Genomic DNA, 17,792 nt, shown 5'->3' with positions numbered 1-17,792 from the left:
GTCAAATCGCCTCTAGTTCGCTCAAAAAGTCACGAAGGTCATCAAAATCTTCCGCACTGCCGGCGCGGAAGGTGGCGGCGGCCTGTACATAGGCGCGCAGCGTTTCGGTCTGGAACACTTCCAGCAACGGCACTTCCAGGCCCAGTTCGGCCTGGACCCGCGAGGTGATCTGGATCGCCAGCAGGGAATGGCCGCCCACTTCGAAGAAGTTGTCGTTCAAGCCCACCTGCGGCAGGCGCAGCACGTCGGCCCAGATCGCGGCGATCTGCTGTTCCAGCTCGGTTTCGGGGGCCACATAGGCCTGTTGCAACAGGCTCGCGTCCGGTTCGGGCAAGCCCTTGCGGTCGAGTTTGCCGTTGGGGGTCAGCGGCATTTGCGCCAGGAACATGAAGTGCGTCGGCACCATGTAGTCCGGTAGGTGGGTTTTCAGCGCGCGGCGCAGGCTGTCGCGGAACTCGCTTTCATCGGCCAGGAGGGTGTCTGCCGGTACCACGTAGGCGACCAGTTGTTTGCCGGTCGGGCCTTCATGGGCCACCACGACGGTTTCACCGACATTGTCCTGTTCGCGCAGACGGGCTTCGATCTCGCCCAGCTCGATACGGAAGCCACGGATTTTCACTTGATGGTCGACGCGACCGAGGTAATCCACCACACCATCCGGGCGGCCACGGGTCAGGTCGCCGCTGCGATATACACGGCTGCCGGGCTTGCCGAACGGGTCCGGCACAAAGCGCTCGGCGGTCAGGGCCGGACGCTCCAGGTAACCCCGAGCCACGCCCTCACCGCCCAGGTACAACTCGCCGGCGACGCCGATGGGTTGCAGGTTGAGTTGCGCATCCAGCACGTAGCCGCTGCGATTGCCCAGCAGTGTGCCGATCGGCGCGTAGACGGCTCCGCAGGGGTCGCCCTTGCGCGCTTTCCACAGCAACGGCGTGACCACGGTTTCCGTCGGGCCGTAACCGTTGAACAGGTAGGTCGGCTTGAGTGCGCGCCAAGCCAGGTCATAGCTGGCCTGGGCCACGGCATCACCGCCGAAGCAATACACACGAACCTTGGGCGGGTTACCGTCGCGCTCGGCATGTTCGGCCAACTGTTGCAGGTACACCGGCGGGAACACGGCCATGGTCACGTGATGGCGATGCATCTGCTGGTAGGTGTACTCCGGCAGCCACAGGCTGTCATCGCGAATCAGCACGCTGGCGCCGTTGATCAGCGGGTGCATCCAGCCTTCGTGGGAGCCGTCGAAGGCAAACGACATGAAATGCAGTTCGCAATCGGCCGGGGATGTTTCATAACGCTCGCCGGTGGCGATGATGTGCGCCACCAACGGGCCGTGGGACACCGCTACGCCCTTGGGCATGCCGGTGGAGCCGGAGGTGTAGATCACGTAGGCGAGGTTGTCGCCGTCCAGTTTTACCTGCGGAGCCGTGTCGCTGAAGCCTGCCCATTCCTCGGTACGATCAATTGCCAGGCAATCAAGGCCGTCGGGGATCGGCAGTTGCTGCAAGGCACGGGTGTGGGTCAGCAGCAACTGCGCGCGGCTGTCCTGCATCATGTACAGCAGGCGATCACGCGGGTATTCGATGTCCAGCGGCACGTAGACGCCACCGGCTTTCATCACCGCCAGGAACGCCACCATGATCTCGGCGCTGCGCGGCATGGCAATCGCCACGCGCACTTCGGGGCCGACGCCACGGGCGATCAATGCATGGGCCAAGCGATTGGCCTGGCGGTCCAGCTCGCCGTAGCTCAGGGTTTGCGCGTCGAATTTCACCGCGACTGCATCCGGGTTTTCCCGGGCGCGGTCGGCGACTAATTCGTGGACCAGACGCTTGGCCGAGAAGCCGGCGTCGGTCTGGTCCCACAGTTGAAGAATGTGGTGTTGCTCGTCCTGGCCCAGCAGGTTGAGTTGGCTGATGGGTTGCTGTTGGTCGGCGACCATCGCCTGCAACAGGTTCTGCCAGTGGCCGGCCATGCGTTCAATCGTGGCGGGCGCAAACAGGTCGGTGGCGTAGTTCAGGGAAGCCCGCAGGGTCGCCTGGCTTTCCTCCACATCCAGTGCCAGGTCGAACTGGGCCACGCCTTCATCCCAACTCAGCACCTCGACATCGAGTTCGGTGAGGCGCTGCAGGTGATGGGCAGCCGAGGTTACGCGATGGTTGAACAGCACCTGGAACAGCGGGCTCAGGCTCATGCTGCGCTCGGGTTGCAGGGCTTCTACCAGTTGCTCGAACGGCAGGTCCTGGTGGGCCTGGGCCTCCAGAGAGCGCTGGCGTACCTGTTGCAGCAGTTGCACGACACTCATCTGCCCGTGGATATCGGCCTTGAGCACCTGGGTGTTGACGAAGAAGCCGATCAGCCCCTCGGTTTCCAGGCGATTGCGGTTGGCAATCGGCACGCCCACGCGCACGTCTTCCTGGCCGCTGTAGCGGTGCAGCAACGCCTGGTAGGACGCCAACAGCACCATCGGCAACGTCACACCGGCGCCTTGGGCCAAGCGGCGCAAACCGGCCAAGAGTTGCGGTTGCAACTCGATTCCCAGGCGTGCGCCACGGTGACTTTGTACCGCCGGGCGCAGGTAGTCGAAAGGCAACTCCAGTACCGGCTGCACGCCACCCAACTGGGCCTGCCAGTACGCCAGTTGGCGGGCCTTCTCGCCGGCCTCCATCCAGTTGCGCTGCCACAGGGCGTAGTCGGCGTACTGGATCGGCAAGGCTGGCAAGTCTGGCATGTGGCCTTGGCTGAAGGCGGCATACAGCTGCACCAGTTCCTCGACCATCAGTTGCATCGACCAGCCATCGGAGACGATGTGGTGCTGCACCAGCACCAGTACATGATCATCAGCCGCCAGGCGCAGCAGTTTGACCCGCAGCAGCGGCCCGCGCAGCAGCTCGAACGGCTGCGCGACCACCTCAGCGACCCGTGCCTTGAGGCTGGCTTCATCGGTGTCGGCCAGGTCGATTTCGATCAGGCCCGAGTCCTCAATCACCTGCACGGTAGCGGCGGCGTCCTGGCGCACATGGGTGCGCAGGCTTTCATGGCGCGCCAGCAAGGTATCGAAACTGCGTTGCAGCGCCCCCAGGTCAAGCTGCCCGTGCAAACGCAAGGCGCTGGGGATGTGGTACGCGGTGCTGTGTGGGTCCAGTTGCCAGAGGAACCATTGGCGTTCCTGGGCGTAGGACAGCGGCAGCGGTTGGCGGCGGTCAGCCTTGAGCAAGGCCGGCGCAACCACGCCCTCCTCGCCCAGGGCCTGCACGAAGTCACCCAGCAGCGGGTGTTCGAACAGAGTCTTGAGCGCCACTTCCAGCGCCAGTGCCTGGCGAACCCGCGAGACTACCCGTGTGGCCAGCAGCGAATGCCCACCCAGTTCGAAGAAGTGGTCATCGAGACCGACCTGCGGCAGGTCCAGCACGTCGGCCCAAATGGCCGCGACCTGCTGCTCACGCGGCGTCACGGGCGCCACATGACCGGTGCGCAACAGCGCCGCGTCCACCGCCGGCAATGCCTTGCGATCGAGCTTGCCATTGGGGGTCAGGGGCAGGCTGTCGAGGAACATCAGGTGCGCCGGCACCATGTAGTCCGGCAGGCGCTCGCGCAGGGCCGCCTTGTAGACCTCCGGCGCGTCGGGCGCGGAACTGACCAGGTAGGCGATCAAACGATCGTTGTCGGCCAGGACCACGGCTTCGCGTATACCGGCCTGCTCGCGCAGGCAGGCTTCGACTTCACCCAGTTCGATACGGAACCCACGCACCTTGACCTGATGGTCGACCCGGCCGATGTACTCCACCACACCGTCGGCGCGGTAGCGGGCCAGGTCGCCGGTGCGGTACAGGCGTTCGCCCGGCGCACCATACGGGTTAGGCACAAATCGCTCGGCGGTCAGCGCGGGGCGCTCGTGGTAACCGCGCGCCAGGCCGACGCCGCCGATCAGCAACTCACCGGCCGCGCCCACCGGGCTTGGGGTCAAGCCGGCATTGAGGATGAACAACGCGGTATTGGCGATAGGCCGCCCGACCAAAGGCTGGGCTTCGTGCAGACGATGGGCTGCCGACCAGATAGTGGTTTCCGTCGGGCCATAGAGGTTCCACAGCGGGCCTTGCAGGTCGAGCAGGCGCTGGGCCAGGTCCGACGGCAGTGCTTCGCCGCCGCACAGGCATTTGATACCGCGCAGCAGCTGGGCACGCGGGCTCTCCAGCAGCATGCGCCAGGTCGACGGCGTGGCTTGCAGGACGTTGGCAGACTGGCTGTGCACCAGGTCGATGATGGCTTCGGGGTCGAGGGCCAGTTCCTGGCCACTCAGCAGCACGGTGGCGCCGACCGTCAGCGGCACGTACAGCTCCAGGGCGAAGATGTCGAACGAGAAGGTGGTCAGCGACAAGACGCGGGCGTCAGCACCGATGTCCAGGGTGCCGGCCATCCCGCAGGTGAAACTGCACAGCGCCTGGTGGCGCACCATCACACCCTTGGGCGTGCCGGTGGAGCCGGAGGTGTAGATCACGTAGGCCAGGTGTTCCGGCGTGACGTTGACCTGCGGGTCGTGCTCGGCGGCGTTGTCATCCGCCTCGACCATCAGCACCTGCACACCCTGCGGGTGCGCCAGGATGCCGTCCAGGTGCGACTGGGTCAGCAACACTCGCGCACGGCTGTCTTCAAGCATGAAGGCCAAGCGGTCCGCCGGGAATTGCGGGTCGAGCGGCACATACGCGCCACCCGCCTTGAGGGTCGCCAACAGGCCGATCACCATGTCCAGCGAACGCTCGACATGCACCGCCACCAGCACGTCCGGGCCTACGCCCGCCGCAATCAGGCGATGGGCCAGGCGATTGGCGCGACGGTTGAGTTCGCCGTAGCTGAGGGCCTGACCATTGAACTGCAGCGCCAGCGCGTCCGGTTGTGCCAGTGCCTGGGCCTCGAACAGCGTGTGCACGCAACGCTCGCGGGGATAATCCACCGACGTGTCGTTCCAGGCCTCGACCATCTGTTGCCATTGCGGTGCGCTAAGCATCGCCAGCTCATCCACGGCCTGGGACGCATCGTTCACCACGGCGCGCAACAGGTTTTGCCAGTGCTCGGCCAGGCGCTCGACGGTGGTGGCGTCGAACAGGTCAGTGGCGTAGGTCAGGGACGCCCACAGGCCTTCGGCGGACTCTTCGGTCTCCAGGTTCAGGTCAAACTGGGTGCTGTGCCCGGCCCAATCCACCGCTTGCAGGTCCAGGCCCGGCAATTGCAGCGGGGCTGCACGCAGGTTGTCCTGGTGGTTGAACATCACCTGGAACAGCGGGTTATGGCTAAGGCTGCGCTCCGGCTGCAGGGCTTCGACCAGTTGTTCGAACGGCAGGTCCTGATGCGCCTGGGCGTCCAGGGCCTGCTGCTTGACCTGGGCGAGCAATTGGTCGAAGGCCATCTGCCCGTGCACGTCGGCTTGCAGCACCTGGGTGTTGACGAAGAAGCCCAGCAGGCGCTCGGTTTCCAGGCGATTACGGTTGGCGATCGGTACGCCGACACGGATCCGGGACTGGCCGCTGTAGCGATGCAGCAAGGTCTGGAACGACGCTAGCAGCAGCACGAACAGGGTCACTTCCTGACGCTGGGCCAGCGCCTTGAGCTCAGCGACCAGCGCGTTGTCGAGCTGGACTTGCCGGCGTGCGCCACGATGGCTTTGCAGCGCCGGCCGCGGGTGATCCAGCGGCAGCTCAAGCACCGGATGCTCGGTGCCCAAACGGGTGCGCCAGTAGTCGAGTTGGCGCTGTTTTTCACCGGCCGCCATCCAGTCACGTTGCCACTGGGCATAGTCGACGTACTGGATCGGCAGCGCAGGCAACTCAGCCTGGCCCTGATAGAGCGCCACCAGCTCGTCGACCATCACTTGCATCGACCAACCGTCGGAGATGATGTGGTGCTGGGTGATCACCAGCACATGGTGCTCGGCCTCGACCTCCAGCAAGTTGACGCGCATCAGCGGGCCATTGACCAGGTCGAACGGACGCTGGATTTCCTGCGCCACCGCGTGTTCGATCGCCGACGCCGCGACCCGCTGGCGTTCGATCGGCATCGCCAAGCGCGGATGAATCACTTGCCAGGTGTGCTCGCCCTCTTCCATAAAAGTGGTGCGCAGCGGCTCATGGCGCTGCACCAGAACCTGGAACGCCTGCTCCAGCGCCGCGACGTCCAAGCGTCCGCGCAGATGCAGTGCACTCGGCACGTGGTAAGCCGCGCTGGTCGGGTCCAGTTGCCAGAGGAACCATTGGCGCTCCTGGGCGAACGACAGCGCCAGCGGCTGGTCCCGCGTCACCGCCACCAGCGGCAGCGCCGGGGCGGTCTGCAACCCGGCGCAAGCGGCTGCGAACGCTTCCAGCGTCGGTTGTTCGAACAGTGCGCGCAACGGCACTTCCAGCTTCAGGTCATGACGCACCCGCGAGACCACTTGGGTCGCCAGCAACGAATGGCCCCCGCGTTCGAAGAAGTGGTCGTTGAGGCCTACCTGTTCCACTTGCAACACCGCTTGCCAGATGGCAGCCAATCGCGATTGCAGGGGATTCTGCGGCGCCAGGTAGGCCTGGCGCGCTTGATTCAGGTCCGGCGCCGGCAATGCGCGACGGTCAAGCTTGCCGTTGTTGTTCAACGGCAAGGCCTTAAGGATGACCCATTGCCCCGGCACCATGTAGTCCGGCAGGGACTGGCGCAAGGTGGCCGCCAATGCTTGCGGGTCGAGCGTCTGCGCCGTAACGGGCACCACGTACGCCACCAATTGCGTGCCCGTCGCGCTTGGTTGCGCGATGACAGCCGCTTCACGCAACGACGGCAAGGCTTGCAGGCTGGCTTCGATCTCGCCCATTTCCACGCGGAAACCGCGAATTTTCACTTGATGGTCGATACGCCCGACGTACTCCAGCGCACCCGCCTCGTTGTAACGGGCCAGATCGCCACTGCGGTAGAGCCGTGCACCCGGCACGGCGGAAAACGGGTCCGGCAGGAAGCGCTCGGCGGTCAACGCCGGGCGGTCAAAATAGCATTGCGCCAGGCCGTGCTCGGCGCCGATGCACAGCTCGCCCACGCCATCGCTGGCCAGCAGTTCGAAACCACTGTCCAGCACATACAAGGCACGGCCTTCGATGGCCCGGCCAATCGGCACGCCAAACGCATCGCTGGCGTCCGCCAACTGGCAGTCGTGCACGCTGGACACGACGGTGGCCTCGGTGGGCCCGTAGGTGTTGACCAGGCGCACGCCGCCCAGACCGGCAGTGTGCCAGGCGCGCAGCCCTTCCACCGACATCGCCTCGCCACCCACGTGGACCTGGCGCAGGTTGCCCAGGGTGCGTCGGTCGACGGCGCATTCCTTGGCGAGCAGATACCAGTACGCAGCCGGCAAGTCCGCCAGGGTCACGCCCTGCTCGACGATTTCGCGGGCCAGTTGCCCGGCATCCCACAGCTCATCGCCGCGCATGATCAACGCCGCGCCCACACACAGCGGCGGGTAGCATTGCTCGACGAAGCCGTCAAAGCTGAACGTCGCAAATTGCAGCACGCGATCAGAAGCACTCAAGCGGCTGTAAGCCTCGGCGCTGTCGCAGAACTGGCTGAGGGCGGCATGGTCGATAGCCACACCCTTGGGTAACCCGGTCGAGCCGGAGGTGTAGATCACATAGGCCAGGTCGGCAGCGGCGGCATGGTTGGCGGGAGGGGTCGACGGGTAGTCGGCCAACTCTGCGCCCGACGCGGTGAAGTCCAAACGCGCCAGCCCTTGGGGCAGTGGCAGGTCGGCCAGCAGCCCGGTTTCGCTGAGCAGCAGGTCCAGGCGGCTGTCCGCCAGCATGTAGGCCAGGCGTTCGGTCGGATAGTTCGGGTCCAGCGGCACATAGGCGGCGCCGCTTTTGAGCACCGCCAGCAGGCTGACGATCAACTGCGGGCCACGTCGGGCCGCCAGGCCGACGCGCTGGCCTGGGCCAACACCCAGCGCCAGCAGGCGATGGGCAAGACGGTTGGCGTGGTCATTCAGCTGTGCGTAGCTCAGGCGCGCGTCGCCCGCTTGTACCGCCAGCGCGTCAGGTGTGGCGGCAGCTTGGGCGGCGATACGTTCGTGCACGCGCAGCTGGCGCGGGGCGGCACCGGTCGCCCGGCTATGGGCGAGCACGTCGCGGTGAGTAGCGGCGTCGAGCAGGCGCAGGTTGCCAAGCGGTGCCTGGGCGTCTGCGAGCATCTGCACCAGCAGGTGATGCAGGTTGCCGCTCAGTCGAGCAACCTGCTGCGCGCTGAATCGGGCCTGGTCGTAGCCGAACTCCAGGCGCAGGCTGGCGCCCAACTCGATCCCCAGCGTCAGCGGATAGTGGGTCTGCTCATGGTTGTGCAGGCGGCCGAACGTCAGGCCGGCGGGCGCGCCTTGTTTCAAGGCTTCGGCCACCGGGAAGTTTTCGAACACCAACAAGGTGTCGAACAACGCAGCGCTCTGCTGCCCCGCCCAGCCCTGGATGTCGTAGAGCGGCACATGTTCGTGGTCGCGCAGGCTCAGGTTGAGCGCTTGCAGTTCGCTCAGCCAACCGGCCACCGACAGCGCTGGCGAGGCCGCGCTGACAATGGGCAGCGTGTTGATGAACAGGCCCAGTTGCTGTTCGATTCCCGGCAACGGTGCCGAGCGCCCCGCGACCGTGGCGCCAAAGGCCACGCAGTCCTGCCCGGTATAGCGCTGCAGCAACAAGCTCCAGGCGCCTTGAAGCACGGTGTTGAGGGTGACTTTGTGGCGGCGGGCAAACTCGCCGAGAGCACGCGTGAAGTCGTCGCCCAGCAGCACCCGATGCTCAGCCATGCCTTTGCCTTCGGTCGGTACACGCAGCGCCTGCGCCAGCAAGGTTGGCGTTTGCAACGGTGCCAGAGTGGCTTTCCAGAACGCTTCGCCCGAAGCTTGCTGATGCAGCCAACCCAGGTAATCGCGGAACTGCCCCAGCGGCGCTGGCACGGCGTGCCCGGCGTAATGAGCGATGACCTCACCCAGCAACTGCGCGTTACTCCAGCCGTCCATGAGGATGTGGTGGCTGGTGAAGATCAGGTGCCAGGCCGTACCGGCACCGCGTACCAGCATCAGGCGAAACAGCGGCGCTGCATTCAGTGTGAAACCTTTCTCGCGCTCGGCCACGGCGAGCGCATCGCAGTCGGCGTCGATGTCTTCGATCACATGCAACTGCACATCGACCTGGCGCTGGATCACCTGATGGGCGCTGTCCAGGCCAAGCCAGTGGAAGCTGCTGCGCAGAATGTCATGGCGGTCCAGCGCGGCTTGCCAGGCACGGCCGAACGCCAGCAGGTCCAAGCCTTCGATGTCCAGGCGCAACTGGTTGATGTAAGCCTCGGCCTCAGGCTCATACAGGGTGTGGAACAACATGCCCTGCTGCATCGGCGACAATGGGTAGAGATCGGCAATCGCCGGCCCGGCGATGGGCAAGCCGTCCAGTTGCTGCTGGGTCAGGCGTGCCAGAGGGAAGTCCGAAGGCGTGACCTGCCCCGCCGGCGTGGCGCAACAGTGTTCGATCAGGGCCTGGAGTTCCGCCCTGTAGTCATCGGCCAGGCGCTGGACCGTCGCCACGTCGAACATCTCGCGACTGAATCCCCACTGCAAAGCGAGTTCACCGCCATACACCTGCCCTTCCACGGTCAGCCAGTTGGCCAGCGGCGCCTGCGGGTCCTGGGCCTGGCCACTGCCCTGGGTAGCCGGGACGAACAGCGCCGACTCATTGAACTGGCGGTCGAACTGGCCCAGGTAGTTGAAGGTGATGCGTGGCGCGGCCAAGGCTGACAACGCTTCGCGGGCGTCAGGCGTGCCGAGGTAGCGCAACAGGCCGTAGCCAATGCCTTTGTGCGGCACGGCGCGCAGTTGCTCCTTCACCGATTTGATCGCCGCCGACAGCTCGCCATCGGCGTGCAGGCGCACAGGGAACAGGCTGGTGAACCAGCCGACGGTGCGGCTCAGGTCAACCGAGTCGAACAGGTCTTCACGGCCATGGCCTTCCAGCTGGATCAGCGCGGCGGGCTGTTCGCTCCAGCGGCTGATGACCCGTGCCAACGCGGTCAGCAGCAGGTCGTTGACCTGGGTGCGGTAGGCCGCCGGGGCATCTTGCAGCAGTTGCCGAGTGTGTTCGGCACTGAGACGGATCTCCAGCAGGCTGCCCAGGCGATTTTGCAGGCCGCCCTGGGGGTTGTCGCACGGCAGATCGGCACTCGCGGTCTGCGCTTGCCAATACGGCAGTTGCTCGTCCAGCGTCTGTGCATGGCGCTGCAACTGCTGCGCCCACAGCTGGTAGGCGCTGGTCTTGGCTGGCAACGCGGCGTTGCGATAGGCCTGTTGCAAGTCTTCGAGCAGGATGCGCCACGACACACCGTCCACCGCCAAGTGGTGCACCACCAGCAGCAGGCGCTGGGTGCCGTCGGCCATCACGGCCAGGACCGCGCGCAGCAGCGGGCCCTGTTCGAGGTCGAGACTGCGTTGCGCCTCGTCGCACAGTGCGGCCAACTCGGCCTCGTCAGCAACCTGGGATTGCCACAACGACGCGGTGGCAACCGGCTCGGCGTGAGCTTGTCGCCAACCGTCTGCCTGCTGCACAAAACGCAGGCGCAGGGCGTCGTGGTGGTTGATCAACCGAGTCAAGGCGGCCTCTAGGCGCGCGGGCTCAAGGGCTTCACGCGGGGTCAGCAGCAACGACTGGTTCCAGTGCTGACGCGCCGGGATCGCCTGCTCGAAAAAGCTGTGTTGGACGGGCGTGAGGATCACCTCGCCGGTCACCGGCCCCTGATCGATAGCAGTCGCCTGCTCGAAGGTCGCCACCAGCGCCAGGCTGCGCACGCTCTGGTACTGGAACAGGTCCCGTGGGCTGAGGCGAATACCCGCCTGGCGCGCACGGCTGACCACCTGGATGGAGATGATCGAATCGCCGCCCAGTTCGAAAAAGTTGTCGTCCAGGCCGACCTGTTCCACACCCAGCACATCGCTCCAGATCGCCGCCACGGCTTTCTGCAGGTCGTTTTCCGGGGCGACAAAGGCCTGCTGTGGCGCGACATCCGGCAATGGCAGGGCCTTGCGGTCGAGCTTGCCGTTGGCGGTCACGGGCAGCTTGGCCAGGGGCACCATATGGCTGGGCACCATGTACTCGGGCAGGCTGCTGAGCAGCCAGGCTTTGAGGTCGACCGGCGCAGTGTCCTCCAGCACCAGGTACGCCACCAGTTGCTTGCCACCCTGCACCAGTACCACGGCTTCGCGCACCGAGGGGTGTTGCATCAGGCGTGTCTCGATTTCACCCAGCTCGATCCGCAGGCCGCGCAGCTTGACCTGGTGATCGAGACGGCCAAGGTACTCAATCACCCCGTCGGCCCGCTGACGCACGCGGTCGCCCGTGCGATACAGACGCGCGCCGTCACCGAAGGGGCTGGGCACAAAACGTTCTGCGGTGAGCGCCGGGCGCCGGTGGTAACTGCGGGCAAGGCCAATGCCGCCCAAGTAGAGTTCGCCGCTGACGCCAGCGGGCACCGGGTTGAGCTGGGCATCGAGCACGTAGGTGCCGAGGTTGGCGATTGGACGGCCGATGGGCACGCTGTCGGCGCCTTCGTCGACGCAGGTCCAGTGGGTGACGTCGATGGCCGCTTCGGTCGGGCCGTAGAGGTTGAACAACCCGGCCTGGGGCAACTTGGCAAACACTTGCAATTGCGCATCCAGCGGCAAGGCTTCGCCACTGCACACGATGCGCTGGAGGCTGGTGCAGGCCTGCACGCCCGGCTCATGAATAAACGCCTGGAGCATCGAGGGCACGAAGTGCAGCGTGGTGATGCCGTGCCGACCAATCGTCTCGATCAGGCGGGCCGGTTCGCGATGCTCGCCAGGGGCCGCGACCACCAGGCGTGCGCCGGTCATCAACGGCCAGAAAAACTCCCACACCGAGACGTCGAAGCTGAACGGGGTTTTCTGCAGGACCGCATCGCGGGCATCCAGACCGTAGGCCTGCTGCATCCAGCACAGGCGGTTGACCAGTGCGCGATGACTGTTACCGGCACCCTTGGGCTTGCCGGTGGAGCCCGAGGTGTAGATCACGTAGGCCAGGTTCAGCGCGTGAAGGGGGACGTTTGCCGACTCGGCACTGTAGCCATCGAGCCAACTGGCAGGCTGGTCCAGGGCAATCACCTGGATACCCTCGACAGGCAGCACTGGCAACAGGCTGTGCTGGCTGAGCAACAACTGAATGCCACTGTCCTCGATCATGTAGGCCAGGCGTTCCTGGGGATATTCAGGATCCAACGGAACGTAGGCGCCACCCGCCTTGAGAATGGCCAGCAGACCGACCACCATTTCGATGGAGCGCTCGATGCAGATTCCGACCAACACGTCCGGGGCTACGCCCTTCTCGCGCAGGGCATGGGCCAGCTGGTTGGCACGCGCATCCAGCTGGGCGTAGGTCAGCGTCGTGGTGCCGAACACCAGCGCCGGCGCGTCGGGCGTGGCCTGCACTTGGTCTTCGATCAGGTGATGGATGCCGCGCTCGGTCGGGTACGCCTCGGCGGTCTGGTTCCACGCGTGGACCAGCAATTGCTGTTCATCTGCGGCCAGCATCGGCAACTCGCCGATACGCTGCGTGCCGTCCGCCACCATGGCCTGCAACAGGCGGATCCAATGCCCGGCCATGCGCTCGATGGTCAGCGCGTCGAACAGGTCATTGGCGTAGGTCAGCGCGGCGTGCAGGGTGCCGGATTTTTCATAGGTGTCGAGGGTCAGGTCAAACTGAGTGGTGCGGCCCTGCCACTCCACCAGGGCCAGCTCCAGGCCGGAGGCGGTGCTGACGTTTGCAATGTCGGCCACCACTGGCTGGTGGTTGTACATGACCTGAAACAGCGGCGTATGGCTGAGGCTGCGCTCGACCTTGAGCGCTTCCACCAGCCGCTCGAACGGCAACTCCTGATGGGCCTGGGCGCCCAGTGCGTGTTCCTTGATGCTTTGCAGCAGCTCAGTGACAAGGGTTTGCCCGGTCAGCTCGGTGCGCAGGACTTGGGTGTTGACGAAAAAGCCGATCAGGCCTTCGACTTCCGTGCGGTTGCGGTTGGCGATCGGCACGCCGACGCGGATATCGCCCTGCCCGGTGTAACGATGCAGCAGCACGTTGAACGCGCCGAGTAACAGCATGAACAGGGTGACGTTGTGCTTTTGCGCACAGGTGCGCAATTGCGCGGCCAGCTGCGGGTTGATCGCAAAATCATGGCGCGTGCCCTGATAGCTCGGCATGGCCGGGCGTGGGCGGTCGGTGGGCAGCTCCAGCACCGGGTGCTCATCACCCAGGCGCGCCTGCCAGTACTCCAGCTGACGCGCCTGCTCGCCGGCTTCGAGCCAGCGGCGCTGCCACAGGGCGTAGTCGCTGTACTGGATCGGCAAGGCCGGCAATTGTGGGGCCTGGCTGCGCTCATGGGCGTCGTAGCAGCGGATGAACTCGTCGATCAGCACGTTCATCGACCAGCCGTCGGAGACGATGTGATGCAGGGTCAGCAGCAACACGTGCTCCTGGGCGTCGAGTTTGAGCAGTTGCACGCGCAGCAGCGGGCCGTTTTCCAGGTCGAACGGCAGCAGCGATTGACGGGTCGCAGCGGCGTTGACGGCCTCTTCACGCTCGGCGAGGGCCAGGTGACTCAGATCGAGTTGCTCGACGGTCAACGACGTGTCGGCCGCCACCTGCAACAGGCGTTCATCCGCCTGGCGCTGGAACACGGTGCGCAAGGTTTCGTGGCGCGCAACCAGGCTGGCAAACGCCTGCTCCAGCGCATTAAGGCTCAACGCGCCCTTGAGCCGCACGGCACCCGGCAGGTTGTAGGCCCCGCTGGCCGGGTCCAATTGCCAGAGAAACCACATGCGCTGCTGCGCGTAGGACAGGGCCTGGCGATCCTCCACTTGCACCCCTGCCGGAATCGGAAACCGGGAAAAGTCCACGCCTTCTTTCTGCAAGGCCTGCAGGAACAGTTGGCGTTTTTCCAGGGGTAACCCGATAAACCGGCGAGCAAGTTTCAAGGAGTCTTCAGCATTCATTTCTTGGAGTCCGGAGCAATAGGCAGGAAGCACAAAGGCACGTCGTCCCTATAAAACGAACCGGAGAGGGAAAAATTAGCGGGGGGATGGGAGGCGCAAGGCGAGGTGTCATCAAGGGTTACATCAGTCTCAGGAAGACCGCACAACGTCGGGCTAGTATTGACGAACACCACTTTTTGCAACTGAATTTAGTTACGCGCAGGAAACGCCTTGCCCAAAACAAGCTGCTCGCCAAACTGCTCGATGAGCATATGGCATTTACCTGGCCCGAACTCGTCACGCTGCTGCGTCGACTGGGCTACTACCTCATTACATGCCAGTCCTTGGGCCACACACCGGAGAAGCCTTGCAAGGCTCCTTCAATGTCCGGGTCGGCCATGACCTGCACTTGGCCGCGGCCCTGGCGGCGACCCGCAAGAAAGTGACCCTCAATGACCTGACTCGCCAAGCCTTGAGCGATTTTCTGCACCACCACAGTGCAGACGCTTGCCCAGCGATAAGCTGATTATCCCAACCGCCGATACCCCAGCACCGCGGCCCCCAGCACCACCGCCCCGGCCACCAACGCGACCCAGAACCCGCTGGTGGCGCCAAAGTGGTCGATCATCCAACCGGAACTGGCGGCGCCGATGGCCACGCCAATGCTGAGGCCGGTGATCAGCCAGGTCATGCCTTCGGTCAGGCGGCTGGCGGGCACGATCTGCTCCACCAGGGCCATGGACACGATCAACGTGGGGGCGAAGAACAGCCCGGAAATAAAGATCGCCACCGCCAGCCCCGGAATGTTGCTCACCAGCAGCAACGGCAAGGTGGTCAACGCGGTGGCCACGCCGCAGAACAGGAACTGCCTGGGCAACGGTGCCTTGAGCTTGAGGGTACCGAACGCCAGCCCCGCCAGGCACGAACCGATGGCGTACACCGACAGCACAATGCTCGCCGCCGCCGGCTGGCCCTGATGCTGGGCAAAGGCGACGCTGACCACGTCCACCACGCCGACGATCACGCCCATGGCCAGCAGCAGGATCATCAGGATCAGCACCGAGGGCGATGCAATCAGCCAGCCGCCGTGATGGTCCTGATGTTCATGGATGGGAGGCTCGGTCTCACGTTGCAATACAAAGGTGGTGACGCCGACCGCCAGTAACAGCGCCGCCACCAAGGGCCCCGCCTCGGGGAACAGCACCACGCTCAAACCCACCGAAATGGGTGGCCCGATGATGAAGCACACCTCATCCAGCACCGACTCCAGGGCGAACGCGGTCTGCAACTTGGGCTGGCCACGGTACAACTCGGTCCAGCGCGCACGCACCATGGCCGACATGTTCGGCATGCAACCGGCCAAGGCGGCAAACAGGAACAACGTCCAGTTCGGTGCCTGCAAGCGGGTGCACAGCAGCACCATCAACAAAGCCCCACCGCCGATCAGCGCGGCCACCGGCAGCACCCGGCCCTGGCTGTAGCGATCCACCAGCCGTGATACCTGGGGTGCGCAAAACGCCGTGGCCAGGGCAAATACCGCTGCCACCGAACCCGCCAGGCCGTAACCGCCGTGCACCTGGGAAAGCATGGTGATCAAGCCAATCCCTGTCATCGACACGGGCATGCGCGCCAGCATGCCTGCCAGTACAAAGGCCCGGGCGCCGGGGACCTGGAATAACTCGGCGTAAGGGTTTGCCATCCTGCTGGACCTCTTCCTGAATGCCTGCGACTTGCTATCTGCAATGACCAAGGCAAAATACATACGGTGCGTATGTGGCAAATCATGCGTAACATACGCGACGTATGTCAATCGTTCACTTGCCCGTTGTGAGACCTACCATGAGCCGAGCCCGTGCCGAAATGATCGAAGACACCCGCGCCCGGCTGATCGCCAGCGCGCGACAGGCCTTTGCCACCCAAGGCTACGCGAATACATCGATGGACGATTTTACCGCCCGCGCCGGCCTGACACGCGGCGCGTTGTACCATCACTTTGGTGACAAAAAAGGACTGTTGGCCGCCGTGGTTGCCCAACTCGACAGTGAGATGGACACACACTTGCAGCGCATTACAGATGAAGCAACGGATCCGTGGGCCGGCTTTTGCGAACGTTGCCGCGCCTATTTGCGCATGGCTCAGGACGACGAGATCCAGCGCATTGTGTTGCAGGATGCGCCCGCCGTATTGGGCGATACCGGCTCCCAGCAACAGTGTGTCGAGTCGTTGCGCCAACGGCTGGAAGCCCTGATGCAAACCGGTGTCATCCGCCCCGCCCCGAGCGCCGCGCTGGCGCAATTGATCAACGGCAGCCTGGTCAACACCGCCCTGTGGATCGCCCGGGATGAGCATCCGGGCGAGCGGCTGGAGCAAGGTTTGCAGGGCCTGGAGCTGTTGTTGCGTGGCCTCAGCCTTACACCAACCGCTTGATCTGCTTGTGTCGCCACACCAGGCGGTAATACGCAGTCTGCAATGCCAGCATGGCCAGGTAGGTCACCGGAAACGCCATCCACACCCCTTCCAGGCCGAAGTGGGCGTTCAACAGGTAAGCCATCGGCAGTTCAACGCAGAGCACACAGAAAATCGAGATCACCACCGGCATCAGCACCACACCGCTGGCGCGCATGATCCCGCCGATCACAGCCTGGAAGCCAAACACCAGGATGCTCCACAGCATGATGTGCAGCAGGTGCTCGGCATTGACCCGCGCCGTGTCGTCGGTGATGAACAGGCCGAGCAACCAGTGCGACAAGACGTAACCCAGCACAATCAGGCCACCGGTAAGGCAGGTGTTGATCAACAGGCCGGTGCGCAGGATCGGGCCGATGCGCTCCAAACGCCCGGCACCAATCGCCTGGGCGCCGAGAATCGACGCGGTGATGGCAATCGACAGCGCGGGGAACTGCACGTAGTTGACGATCTGCGTCACCGCGCCATAGGCCGCCGTGGCTTGGGAGCCATGGCCGTTGACCAAGGCGAGGATGACCAATTCCGACAGCGACAGCACCACCATCTGCAGGCCGGTGGGCAAGCCGATACGCAGGACTTTGCCAAGAATCACACGGTCCAGGCGCAAGGCGGCGAGCAGTTCGCGGTCCGGTGCCATCACATGGTTTTTATGCCGAAGGCGCAAGATCAAAAACAGCATGGCTAACGCGTTGCCCACCAGCCCGGCATACACCGCGCTCTGGATACCCATGGGTGGCAGGCCGACCCAGCCGCGAATCAGCGCCGGCGTCAGCAGCAGGCCGACCAGGGTCGAGACCATCAGCGCCAGCAACGGCGAGATCGTGTCGCTGACACCGCGCAGCAGCTGGGTGTAGAGGATGAACACCAGCAGCAGCGGCATGATCAGCATCATCTTCTGCGCATAGCCGACCGCATCGTCGAGCACATCAACCGGTGTGCCCAGCGCCTGCAGCGCCGGGCGCGCAAATAGGCTGCCCAACACTGCGGCAACCACCCCCACCAGCGCGCCCAGGGTCAGGGTCGCGCCGGTGATTGCCTTGACCATTGCCGTTTCCTGGGCACCCCAGGCCTGGCCGATCAACACCGAGGCGCCCGCCCCCAGGCCAATCACCAGGGCAATGAAGAAAAACACGATGGGAAACATCCCCGACACCGCCGCCAGCGCCTGGGTACCGAGCATTTGCCCGACATAGATACCGTTGAGGGTGCCGGAAAAACTTTGCAGGAAGTTGGACAGGACCATCGGTGCCAGAAAGATCAGGTAGATCTGCCACAGCGGGCGTTGCAAAGGGCTTTGCATGAAAAA

Annotated in this window: 4 protein-coding genes and 1 pseudogene; 2 read left to right on the top strand and 3 right to left on the bottom strand. The window is 64.5% G+C overall.

Features of this window, described 5'->3' with window-relative positions; all coding sequences use genetic code 11:
- Position 1: 1 nt before the first annotated feature.
- Positions 2 to 14,041, bottom strand: coding sequence for a non-ribosomal peptide synthase/polyketide synthase (locus AC4PS7_RS13625; RefSeq protein ID WP_492179486.1), 14,040 nt, complete (start codon positions 14,039 to 14,041; stop codon positions 2 to 4).
- 302 nt (positions 14,042 to 14,343) lie between these two features.
- Between AC4PS7_RS13625 and AC4PS7_RS13620 the strand changes: the two are divergent.
- Positions 14,344 to 14,546, top strand: a pseudogene (locus AC4PS7_RS13620) (toxin-antitoxin system HicB family antitoxin); the annotation flags it as partial.
- On the opposite strand, the gene AC4PS7_RS13615 reads toward AC4PS7_RS13620, so the two are convergent.
- Positions 14,547 to 15,719, bottom strand: coding sequence for an MFS transporter (locus AC4PS7_RS13615; protein ID WP_021493281.1), 1,173 nt, complete (start codon positions 15,717 to 15,719; stop codon positions 14,547 to 14,549). It lies immediately after the preceding pseudogene.
- 140 nt (positions 15,720 to 15,859) lie between these two features.
- On the opposite strand from AC4PS7_RS13615, the gene AC4PS7_RS13610 reads away from it, so the two are divergent.
- Positions 15,860 to 16,447, top strand: coding sequence for a TetR/AcrR family transcriptional regulator (locus AC4PS7_RS13610; RefSeq protein WP_042571147.1), 588 nt, complete (start codon positions 15,860 to 15,862; stop codon positions 16,445 to 16,447).
- Here the strand turns inward: AC4PS7_RS13610 and AC4PS7_RS13605 are convergent.
- Positions 16,431 to 17,786 (bottom strand): MATE family efflux transporter, encoded by a 1,356-nt coding sequence (locus AC4PS7_RS13605; protein WP_042571146.1) that lies wholly within the window; start codon positions 17,784 to 17,786, stop codon positions 16,431 to 16,433. The two genes, AC4PS7_RS13610 and AC4PS7_RS13605, sit on opposite strands and share 17 nt — an antisense overlap.
- Positions 17,787 to 17,792 lie beyond the last annotated feature (6 nt).

It is taken from the genome of Pseudomonas sp. DW-iso3 (assembly GCF_058725305.1).
The sequence above is the reverse complement of the archived record's forward strand: the minus strand, read 5'-3'. Positions and strand labels throughout refer to the sequence as shown.

Coding starts and splice junctions, on each gene's coding strand:
- AC4PS7_RS13625 (WP_492179486.1), bottom strand. CDS start 14,041: ATGAATGCTGAAGACTCCTTGAAACTTGCTCGCCGGTTTATCGGGTTA.
- AC4PS7_RS13615 (WP_021493281.1), bottom strand. CDS start 15,719: ATGGCAAACCCTTACGCCGAGTTATTCCAGGTCCCCGGCGCCCGGGCC.
- AC4PS7_RS13610 (WP_042571147.1), top strand. CDS start 15,860: ATGAGCCGAGCCCGTGCCGAAATGATCGAAGACACCCGCGCCCGGCTG.
- AC4PS7_RS13605 (WP_042571146.1), bottom strand. CDS start 17,786: ATGCAAAGCCCTTTGCAACGCCCGCTGTGGCAGATCTACCTGATCTTT.